This is a genomic window from Streptomyces sp. AC627_RSS907 (assembly GCF_019049165.1).
In genome coordinates, this window is record NZ_JAGMUE010000384.1 from 1 (window position 1) to 578 (window position 578).

A 578-nucleotide genomic window follows, 5' to 3' on the forward strand; every position below is an offset into this window, starting at 1 on the left:
GTGCACCCTCCCGAGTCCGACGAGTTCGCCCACCACATCACTACCCGTACGCCTGTGCGCACTATCCTCCGGCTGAGGGAAGCCCGCGTCGGCCAGAGTCAGGGCCCGCCCAGCCGCCGTGCCAACGTCTCAACGATGAGCGACCGGGACTCCGGCTCGCGCGGCACGGGCCCATGCAGCCAGCGCTTTCGCCGTCACAGCTCGTAGGGATCGGCGTCCAGAGCCATGTCAATTCGATCAAGGGCGTCCCGCAGGCCGTTGGGAGCGGCACTCATTCTCTTTCCTCGGCGGGTTGCCTGCCTCAAGATCGTGAGGGTTACGCCGGATGATGTCTCACTGATAGTGGGAATCAGTTTGGCGGCCTCTTCTTCGGCTGCCCGCCACGACTTCACGGCGACCAGGCTGTCGAGGAGGCGGACGGACGCGACGTTCTCGTATCCGACCTGGGCTCCAGGGTGCTTCTCCGTGGCTCGTTCGAGCGTCGGAATGGAATCGATCCACTGCCCGGTCTCGTGCTGCATACGTCCTTGTTGACGGTCGATTTCACTGAGCGAGATCCACCAGGCCCAGTGCGGTTC

The 578-nt window shown here is 64.4% G+C and carries 1 pseudogene; it reads right to left on the reverse strand.

Features of this window, described 5'->3' with window-relative positions:
• Positions 1–194: 194 nt before the first annotated feature.
• Positions 195–578, reverse strand: a pseudogene (locus KUM32_RS36020) (hypothetical protein); the annotation flags it as partial.